Consider the following 9,120-nt stretch of genomic DNA (forward strand, 5'->3'; position numbering starts at 1 on the left):
CGAGGCGCAATTGAGCAGGGCGTTCAGCAGCGGCCAATCGGAAACGGCGTCCGAGCCGTCCTTCATCGCCTCGGTTTCGCGGTTGGGCGAGGCGACCGAGCCCGAATCCAGGTGGTCGCGGCCGATCACCACCGGCGCCTTCAGCTCACCCTTCCGCACCATCTCGTTGAAGGCGAGGCCGAGCCGGTGGCGATCGCCGAGGCCGACCCAGCAGATCCGCGCCGGCAGGCCCTGGAAGGCGATCCGTGTCCGGGCCATGTCGAGCCAATTGTGCAGATGGCTATTGTCGGGCAGCAGTTCCTTGACCTTCTGGTCGGTCTTGTAGATGTCCTCGGGATCGCCGGACAGGGCGGCCCAGCGGAACGGCCCGATGCCGCGGCAGAACAGCGGGCGGATATAGGCCGGCACGAAGCCCGGAAAGTCGAAGGCATCCTTCAGGCCCTCGTCGAAGGCGCGCTGGCGGATGTTGTTGCCGTAGTCGAGCGTGGGAATTCCCATGCGCCAGAAATCCAGCATGGCCTGGACGTGGACCTTCATGGAGGCCTTGGCCGCCGCCTCGACGCGCTTCGGATCGCTCTCCCGCGCCGCCTTCCATTCGGCCATGGTCCAGCCGATCGGCAGATAGCCGTTGATCGGGTCATGGGCCGAGGTCTGATCGGTCACGATGTCCGGCCGGATGCGGCGGCGGACCATTTCGGGGAAGACTTCGGCGGCATTGCCGAGCAGGCCGACCGAGATCGCCTTGCCCGCGGCATGGGCCTGTTCGACGATCGCCATGGCTTCGTCGATCGTCTCCGCCCTCACGTCGACATAGCGGGTGCGCAGGCGGAAATCGATATGGTCGGAATCGCATTCGACCGCGATGCAGGAAGCGCCGGCCATGGTCGCCGCCAGCGGCTGCGCCCCGCCCATGCCGCCGAGGCCGCCGGTCAGGATCCATTTGCCCTTCAGGCTGCCGCCGTAATGCTTACGGCCGGCCTCGACGAAGGTTTCATAGGTGCCCTGCACGATGCCTTGGGTGCCGATGTAGATCCAGGACCCGGCGGTCATCTGGCCGTACATCATCAGGCCCTTGCGGTCCAACTCGTTGAAATGGTCCCAATTGGCCCAGTTGGGCACCAGGTTCGAATTGGCGATCAGCACGCGCGGCGCATCCGCATGGGTCCTGAACACGCCGACCGGCTTGCCCGATTGGACCAGCAGCGTCTCGTCCGCCTCGAGCGATTTCAGAGTGGCGACGATACGGTCGAAATCCTCCCAGGTGCGGGCCGCCCGGCCGATGCCGCCATAGACCACCAGTTCGTTCGGATTTTCCGCCACCTCGGCGTCGAGGTTGTTCATCAACATGCGGAGCGGCGCTTCGGTCGCCCAGGACTTGGCGTTCAGCTCGGTGCCGCGGGGTGCCCGCACCTGGCGCGTGTTGTGGCGGGGGTTGCTCATGAGATCGCTCCTCGGGGATCAGGTGTTCTGGCGGGCGATCGCCTCGATCGCCTGCAGCATGTCGCGGAGATGGGGGCGCAGGCGGGCGGCCTTGGCCTCGTCGAAAGCCCAGGGCGCCGCCTCGTCGGCGAGATAGGCGCGCTGGGCGAGTTCCATCTGGATCGCCTGCACGCCTGTTTCCGGCCGGCCGTAGTGGCGGGTGGTCCAGCCGCCGCGGAAACGGCCGTTCACCACATGATCGAAGCCATCGGCCCGCCCGGCGATGCCGGCGACGGCCGAGAGGATCGCATCCGAGCAGGTGGCGCCGGCATTGTTGCCGATGTTGAAGACCGGCAGGCGCCCCTCGAACAGGAAGGGAATGTCGGAGCGGATCGAATGGCAGTCGTAGACCACCACGACCGGATGGAGCGCGCGGAGCCGTGCCACTTCCGCCGCCAGGGCGGCGTGATAGGGCGCGTGGAAGGCGAGACGGCGGCGCTCGACCTCCGCCGCATCGGGCAGGCTGCGCCAGATCGGCCGGCTGTCGAAATCCGTCTCCGGCACCAGGCCGGTGGTGTTCTGCCCGGGATAGAGCGAGGCACCGGCGGGATCGCGGTTGGCGTCGATCACATAGCGGTGGAATTCGGCATGCACGACCGTCGCCCCGGGCAGCAGCCCGTCGTAGAGACGATCGATGTGCCAATCCGTATCGGCCAGTGCGCGGCCGTTGTCGTTCAGGGCGTCCAGGATCTCCATGGGGACGAAGGTGCCGCCATGGGGCTGGCCCAGGATGACCGGGCCGTCGCCCCGGATGACGCTGACCGGGGTCATGCCGGCGTTCCTTCGAGGTAGCGGCTGTGCAGCGGATTGAAGCCGATCCGATAGGCAAGCTCAGCCGGGTCCTCGACATCGAAGACGGCGAGATCGGCCGCCTTGCCCGCCTCGATGCTGCCGGTTTCCTCGGCCAAGCCGAGGGCGCGGGCGGCGTTGATGGTGATGCCGGCGAGCGCCTCGCTGGGGGTCAGACGGAACAGGGTGCAGCCCATGTTCAGCATGAGCAGGAGCGAGGTGACCGGAGAAGTGCCGGGGTTGCAGTCGGTCGACAGGGCGATCGGCACCCCTGCCCCGCGCAGCCGTTCGACCGGCGGCATCTGCGTCTCACGGAGCGCATAGAAGGCGCCGGGCAGCAGCGTCGCCACCGTGCCGGCCGCCGCCATGGCGGCCACCCCGGCCTCGTCCAGATATTCGACATGATCGGCCGAGAGCGCCTCGAAACGCGCCGCCAGCGCCGCCCCGCCGAGGTTGGAGAGCTGCTCGGCATGGATCTTCACCGGGAGCCCCAGGGCCTTCGCCGCCTCGAACATCCGCCGCGTCTGCGCAATCGAAAAGGCGATCCCCTCGCAGAAGGCGTCGACGGCATCGACCAGACCCTCGGCATGGGCGGCGGGCAGCACCTCGCGGCACAGGAAGTCGATGTAATCGTCCGCCCTGCCGGCGAATTCGGGCGGCAGGGCGTGGGCGCCCAGGAAGGTCGTGCGGATGCGCACCCGGCGATGGCGGGCGAGGTCGCGGGCGACGCGCAGCATCTTCAATTCGCCGTCGAGGTCGAGGCCGTAGCCCGATTTGATCTCGACGGTACCGGCCCCCTCGGCCAGCAGGGCGTCGAGCCGGGGCAGCGCTTCCGCGGTCAGGCGCTCGGCACTGGCGGCGCGGGTCGCCCGCACGGTCGAGAGAATGCCGCCACCGGCCGCCGCGATCTCGGCATAGGTGGCACCTTCGAGGCGCTGCTCGAATTCCCGGGCCCGGCTGCCGCCATAGACCAGATGGGTATGGCAATCGATCAGGGCGGGCGTCACCAGCCGGCCCTCGAGATCGATCTGCGGCCAGCGGGCGAAGGCATGGGGCAGATCCCCTCGCCGGCCGGCGAATTGAATGCGACCATCGGCGACGGCGACCGCGCCATCCTCGACCAGGCCATAGCCGGCAGGCGCGGCCATGGTGGCGATCCGCGCTTTTATCAAGACAAATGATCCGCCGGACATACCGAGTTCCCCCTGCAATTTCCTGAGAAACCAGTTGCCAAGGATCGTAGGATCAAGATTATTGTCTAGTCAATAAGGAGCGTGTCGATGCAGGCGATTTTTGCGCGCCAGGTCCTGCTGGCGGACGGCTGGGCAAGGGACGTGCGGGTTCTGCCGGGGCCGGACGGCAGAATCGCGGTGATCGAGCGCGCCGCCGCCCCGGGGCCGGGCGATCACCGCGCCGCCGTGCTGCTGCCCGCGCTCGCCAACCTGCACAGCCACGCCTTCCAGCGCGCCATGGCCGGCCTGACCGAGCGGCGCGGCCGCGGGCGCGACAGTTTCTGGACCTGGCGCGAGCTGATGTATCGCTTCGCCGCCGTGCTGACCCCGGACGATCTCCAGGCGATCGCGGCCCAGGTCCAGGTCGAGATGCTGGAGGCCGGCTATGCCGCCGTCGCCGAATTCCACTATCTCCATCATGCGCCGGACGGCGCCGACTATGACGATATCGGCGAAATGTCCGCCCGCATCGCCGCCGCAGCAGGCGAGACCGGCATCGGCCTCACCCATCTCCCCGTGCTCTATGCCCAGGGCGGCGCCGGGGCCAAGCCGCTGAGCGAGGGGCAGCGCCGCTTCGGCTGCGACTTCGATCGTTACGACCGGTTGATGGATGCGGCCGCCCGCGCCATCGCCGCCCTGCCCGCCGATTGCCGGTTAGGCATCGCCCCCCATTCGCTGCGCGCGACCACGCCCGAGCTGCTGCGCGCCGTGACCGCCCGTTTCACCGAAGGCCCGGTGCATATCCATATCGCCGAACAGATGCAGGAAGTGCGCGACATCGAAGCCTGGCTCGGCACAAGGCCGGTCGACTGGCTGCTCGCCAACCTGCCGGTCGACGAGCGCTGGTGCCTGATCCACGCCACCCATATGACCGCCGCGGAGACCGCCGCCTTGGCCCGGAGCGGGGCCACGGCCGGCCTCTGCCCGATCACCGAAGCCAATCTGGGCGACGGCTTCTTCCCCATCGAAGGCTTCGCCACTGCCGGCGGCACCTGGGGCATCGGTTCCGACTCGAACGTGCGGATCGCGCTGGCCGAGGAATTGCGCCTGCTCGAATACGGCCAGCGCCTGGTCAGCCAATCCCGTGCCGTGATCTGCCCGGAAGACGCCTCCAACGGCCGCACCCTTTACGAAGCGGCAGCCGCGGGCGGGGCCAGGGCGCTGGGGCGCCAGGCCGGCATGATCGCCGAAGGATACCTCGCCGATCTCGTCGCCCTCGACGGCGACGCCCTGGCACTGGACGGGCGGACGGGAGATGCCCTGCTCGACGGCTGGATCTTCGCGGGCGACGACCGGCTGGTGGCCGATGTCTGGTCCGCCGGGCGCCATGTCGTCAGCGCCGGGTGCCACGCCGCGCGCGACGCCGTGGCCGCGCGTTTCCGCACCGTGCTGCGCCGCCTGATGGCGGCCTAGCCGCGCAGCAGGGCCAGCATCCCGGCCAGGAAATGGTCGCAGGCGGCGAGCTGTTCTTCGCTCACGAATTCGTCCGGCTTGTGGGCATCGGCGATATGGCCGGGGCCGCAGACCACGGTCGGCGTGTGCAGGTCGCGCTGATAGAGGCCGCCTTCGGTGCCGAAGCTGATCTTGCCGATACTGTTGCCACCCGTCAGCGCCTTGGCGAAGGCGACGATCTCGGCATCCGGCGAGGTTTCCAGGGCGGGATAGGCGGAAATCGTCTCGAAGCGGATTTCCGCATCGGGGAAATCGGCCTTGGCCGCCCGCTCGATCGCCGCCGCCGCCGCCTCGATGGCGCCCAGGATCGGCTCCAGCGCATCGCCCGGCAGGTGGCGGATCTCAAAATCCAGGCTGCAATCCTTGGGCACGATGTTGAGCGCGGTGCCGCCCCTGATGGTGCCGACATGGATCGTCGAATGATCGACGTCGTAATCACGGTCGCGCGCCCCGCCGGCCAGCAAGGCCGCCTGCTGATGGCGCAGCGCCCCGATCAGGTCGGCCGCCAGGTGGATCGCATTGAGGCCCAAGGGCGCCAGGCTGGAATGGCATTCGAGTCCGTGGCAATGGGCGCGGACCGCGGTCTTGCCCTTGTGGGCGACGACGACCTGCATCCCCGTCGGCTCGCCCACGATGCAGGCCTTGGGGCGAATTCCGAGGCCGGCCAGCAGGTCGATCAGCCGCCGCACGCCGACGCAGCCGATCTCCTCGTCATAGGAGAGAGCGAGATGGATCGGCGTCGCCAGCGGCTGGCGCACCGCCTGTTCGGCCAGGGCCAGGCAGGCGGCGATGAAACCCTTCATGTCGGCGGTGCCGCGGCCATAGAGCTTGCCGTCGCGCCGGATCAGGCGGAAGGGGTCGGAGGTCCAGGCCTGGCCGTCGACCGGCACCACGTCGGTATGGCCGGCCAGCATGATGCCGGGCGCGTCCTTCGGCCCGATGGTGGCGAAGAGATTGGCCTTGCGTCCCTCGTCGTCGAACACCAGGCGGCTGTCGACGCCGAGGGCGGCCAGGAAACCCTCGACATCGCGGATCAGGTCGAGGTTGCTGTCCCGGCTGACGGTCGGGAAGGCGATCAGGCGGTCGAGGATTTCGATGGTGCGCGACATGATGCGCTCAGCATGGCCGAGATCGCCCGCCGCCAAAACCAGGAAAGCCCGAAGCAGGGCAGAGGCTTTCCCAATCCAGTCAGGCGCCGCGGCAGATCGCGCTCAACGCATCGACGAAATAATCCGCTTCGTCGAGCCCAAGGCAGAGCGGCGGGCGGATCTTCAGCGTATGGCCGAAGGGGCCGGCGGCGCCGATCAGGACGCCCTTGGCGCGCAGGGCATTGATCATGCGGCTGGCCCCTGCCCCGTCCGGGCTGGTGCCGTCCTCGCCCACGATGTCGAGGCCGAGATAGAGGCCGGCGCCCCGGACCTCGCCGATGCCGGCGGCATTGCCGCGCAGCGCCGCGAGGCGTTCCTTGAGATGGCCGCCGACCTTGGCGACATTCTCGATCAGCCCCTCGCCCTCGATCGCGTCGAGCACGGCGAGGCCGGCCGCCGCCGCCGCCGGGCTGCCGCCGAAAGTGTTGAAATAGCCGTATTCGTCGCACAGGGCCTGCAACAGGTCCGGCCTGGTGACCACGCCGGCCAGCGGATAGCCGTTGCCCATGGGCTTGCCCATGGTCACCACGTCCGGCACCAAGCCGTGGCGCGCGAAGCCCCAGAGGCCACCGCCGGTACGCCCGAAGCCGGGCTGCACCTCGTCCGCGATGAACAGGCCGCCGGCCCGGTGCGCCGCCGCGACCGCGGGGGCGAGGAAGCCCGGCGGATCGGCGAAAACGCCGTCCGAGGAAAAGATCGTATCGACCAGCAGGCCGGCGAAACCAATGCCCGCCGCTTCGAGATCGGCGATCGCCGCCTGGACCGCGGCAGCGAAGCCGGCACCGATATCGGCACCATAGGCGGCACTGCCCGGCGCCTCGACGATCCGGACATGGGGCGCCAGCTTGCCGGAGCGGGAGGATGACGGCGAGACGTCGGTCACCGCCGTCGTGTTGCCGTGATAGGCGGTGCGGGTGACGACGAAACCGTCCTTGCCGGTGGCGAGCCGGGCCAGGCGGAGGGCGAAGTCGTTGCTCTCCGAGCCCGTGCAGGTGAAGACGATGTTGGAGAGCGCCGGCGGGAAGCTCGCCAGCAGGCGTTCCGCATAGTCGTGGATATTGTCGTAGAGATAGCGGGTGTGGGTATTGAAGGCGGCGAGCTGGGCCGAGACGGCGGCGACCACGCCGGGATGGCAATGGCCGACCGAGGGGACGTTGTTGTAGAGGTCCAGGTATTTCCGCCCGTCCGCCGTATAGATATGGCAGCCCTCGGCCTTCACGATGTGCAGGGGCTCGTCGTAGAACAGGACCGAGCCGGCACCAAAGGTGTTACGCCGGCGCGCCACCAGGGCCGCCACGTCTGCCGGCAGGTTCGTCCCGCCCTCGAAGGCGTTGAGGGAGAGGATCCGTTTCGTCTGTGCCGTCATTCTGCGCCCCCTTCGGCCGCCAGGAAGCGCCGGGCCATCTCGACGGTGCCGGCGGTATAGGGTTCGCCCATGGCTTGCGCCGTCGGCGTCTCGGCATGGGAAGCGATCCAGGCGGTGAGCTGGATCCGCCGCATCACCACCAGGGCCGGAATGATCGCCGCCTCTTCCTCGCTCAAGGGGCGGACGCGGCGATAGCCTTCCTTCCAGGCGTCGAGCAGCGCCGGAATGCGCGGATCGGTCTCGAAGAAGGAGACCGCGGTCGCGAAATCATAGAGGTACCAGGAGAAGCCGCAGTCGTCGAAATCGATCAGGGTCAGGCGATCGGTATCGACCAGCAGATTGGCCAGGCGGAGATCGGCATGGATCAGGCCGAAACGCGCCGGTCCCTTGCCATAGGCGTCGAGCTTGCGGCGCAACAGGTCGACCACCTGTTCGATCACCGCCCTGCCCGCATCGTCGAGGCCGAGGCCCTTCCGCCAGTCGCCCCAATGGGGCGTCGCGCCGATCGTGGTCTCGAAATCCCAAGAGAAGCGGGTGAAGCCCTTCGGCTTGGCCCAGGAAATCGAATGGCTATGCAGCGTCGCATGGATCGCGCCGAGTTCCCGGTACCAGGGGATCAGGTCGCCGTCCGGCGGCTCGATCCCGGGCACGAATTCGAAGGCCACGACGTGTCGGGTGTGGCCGTCGTCGTCGATGTCGGCGATCAGGGCGCCGCTGGTCATCGGGATCGGCGCGGGGATCGAAACCTCGCCGGTCGCGCGCAGCGCCTCGATCCAGGCCAGTTCCGAGGCGATCTCGTCCTTGGTGTGATAGTCCGGCCGGTGGACGCGGAAGACGGTGCGGGCGAAGCTCTTCCTGTTGGTCGCCAGAAAGGTGGCATTCTCGGAAATCGTCAGCAGTTCGAGGTCGGTGTCGTCGCCCATGCCCCAGAGCGGCAGGGCGCCGCGGAGCGCAGCCTCGAGGCGGGCGAGGAAGTCGGCTTGATACACGGGCGCGATCTCCGGCGTTTCAGCGCACCATGAGAGCCTGCAATTCCTGCAGGGTCATGACGTTGCAGTAGATCATGTTGATGATGGCGAGTTCCGCCTGGTGCAGTTCCAGGGTGGCGGCGGCACAGGCGTCCTCGACCACGACGACGTCGAAACTCTCGTCCGCCAGGCTGCGCACGGTCGAGGCGACGCATTGGTCGGTGAAGATGCCGGCGCAGATCACCGTGCGAATGCCGAGGTTGTGCAGGATCAGGCGGAGGTTGGTGCCGGTCAGGGCGCTGTCCGTCGTCTTGATGACGGTGATTTCATCGCCCTGGGGCGCCAGCGCCGCGACCAGTTGCGACGGTTCACCGTCCTTGGGCAGCAGGAGATTGTTGAAGCCGGGCTTCTTCTGGCTCAGCGAACGGTCGCGCCCGTCCTTCGTGTGGCAGGCGATGCGGGCGAAGATGCACTCGATGCCACGCGCCCGGCACTCGGCCAGCAGGGCGGCGATATGGGGGATCACCGTGCCGTGCATGCGTTCGTGGAACGGCGTCCAGGCATCGTAGCGGGCAAGATCCGCGGGGTTGCTCAGGGTCTCGCGCGCGGGCCGCGTCAGATAGGTGTTCTGGACGTCGATCACCAGGAGCGCCGTGGTCGCGGGCGACAGGTCGGGATCGTCCGGC

8 protein-coding genes are annotated in these 9,120 nt (G+C 68.3%); 1 reads left to right on the forward strand and 7 read right to left on the reverse strand.

Going from position 1 to position 9,120, the window contains the following annotated elements; genetic code table 11:
* From hutU to hutI, 3 genes are all read right to left on the reverse strand, one after another.
* Positions 1 to 1,440 (reverse strand): urocanate hydratase (gene hutU, locus WC493_RS20215; protein WP_373067905.1); only part of this gene is annotated, 1,440 nt, incomplete at its 3' end.
* An 18-nt stretch (positions 1,441 to 1,458) separates the two neighbouring features.
* On the reverse strand, positions 1,459 to 2,250 hold the full coding sequence (gene hutG / locus WC493_RS20220; protein WP_373067907.1) for an N-formylglutamate deformylase: 792 nt from the start codon (positions 2,248 to 2,250) through the stop codon (positions 1,459 to 1,461).
* The gene (gene hutI, locus WC493_RS20225) at positions 2,247 to 3,461 is read right to left on the reverse strand and encodes an imidazolonepropionase (RefSeq protein WP_373067909.1); all 1,215 of its coding nucleotides are present in this window, start codon (positions 3,459 to 3,461) and stop codon (positions 2,247 to 2,249) included. The genes hutG and hutI overlap by 4 nt, the downstream gene beginning before the upstream one ends.
* An 87-nt stretch (positions 3,462 to 3,548) precedes the next feature.
* Here hutI and WC493_RS20230 point away from each other — a divergent pair, with 87 nt between their 5' ends.
* Positions 3,549 to 4,913, forward strand: coding sequence for a formimidoylglutamate deiminase (locus WC493_RS20230; RefSeq protein WP_373067911.1), 1,365 nt, complete (start codon positions 3,549 to 3,551; stop codon positions 4,911 to 4,913).
* Here WC493_RS20230 and argE read toward each other — a convergent pair.
* From argE to WC493_RS20250, 4 genes are all read right to left on the reverse strand, one after another.
* A complete protein-coding gene (argE, locus tag WC493_RS20235) occupies positions 4,910 to 6,061 on the reverse strand; it encodes an acetylornithine deacetylase (protein ID WP_373067913.1) in 1,152 nt (383 codons plus the stop codon). The two genes, WC493_RS20230 and argE, sit on opposite strands and share 4 nt — an antisense overlap.
* A gap of 79 nt (positions 6,062 to 6,140) precedes the next feature.
* Positions 6,141 to 7,466: an aspartate aminotransferase family protein gene (locus tag WC493_RS20240; protein WP_373067915.1), complete on the reverse strand. Its 1,326-nt coding sequence runs from the start codon at positions 7,464 to 7,466 to the stop codon at positions 6,141 to 6,143.
* Positions 7,463 to 8,455: a phosphotransferase enzyme family protein gene (locus WC493_RS20245; protein WP_373067917.1), complete on the reverse strand. Its 993-nt coding sequence runs from the start codon at positions 8,453 to 8,455 to the stop codon at positions 7,463 to 7,465. The genes WC493_RS20240 and WC493_RS20245 overlap by 4 nt, the downstream gene beginning before the upstream one ends.
* 19 nt (positions 8,456 to 8,474) lie before the next feature.
* The coding region (locus WC493_RS20250; protein ID WP_373067919.1) for a cysteine hydrolase family protein at positions 8,475 to 9,120 on the reverse strand (646 nt) is incomplete at its 5' end.

It is taken from the genome of Zavarzinia sp. (genome assembly GCF_041650655.1).
Taxonomy (GTDB): domain Bacteria; phylum Pseudomonadota; class Alphaproteobacteria; order Zavarziniales; family Zavarziniaceae; genus Zavarzinia.

Bases quoted from the DNA above. Each gene is read 5' to 3' on its own strand.
- hutG (WP_373067907.1), bottom strand. From the start codon at position 2,250: ATGACCCCGGTCAGCGTCATCCGGGGCGACGGCCCGGTCATCCTGGGC.
- hutI (WP_373067909.1), bottom strand. From the start codon at position 3,461: ATGTCCGGCGGATCATTTGTCTTGATAAAAGCGCGGATCGCCACCATG.
- WC493_RS20230 (WP_373067911.1), top strand. From the start codon at position 3,549: ATGCAGGCGATTTTTGCGCGCCAGGTCCTGCTGGCGGACGGCTGGGCA.
- argE (WP_373067913.1), bottom strand. From the start codon at position 6,061: ATGTCGCGCACCATCGAAATCCTCGACCGCCTGATCGCCTTCCCGACC.
- WC493_RS20240 (WP_373067915.1), bottom strand. From the start codon at position 7,466: ATGACGGCACAGACGAAACGGATCCTCTCCCTCAACGCCTTCGAGGGC.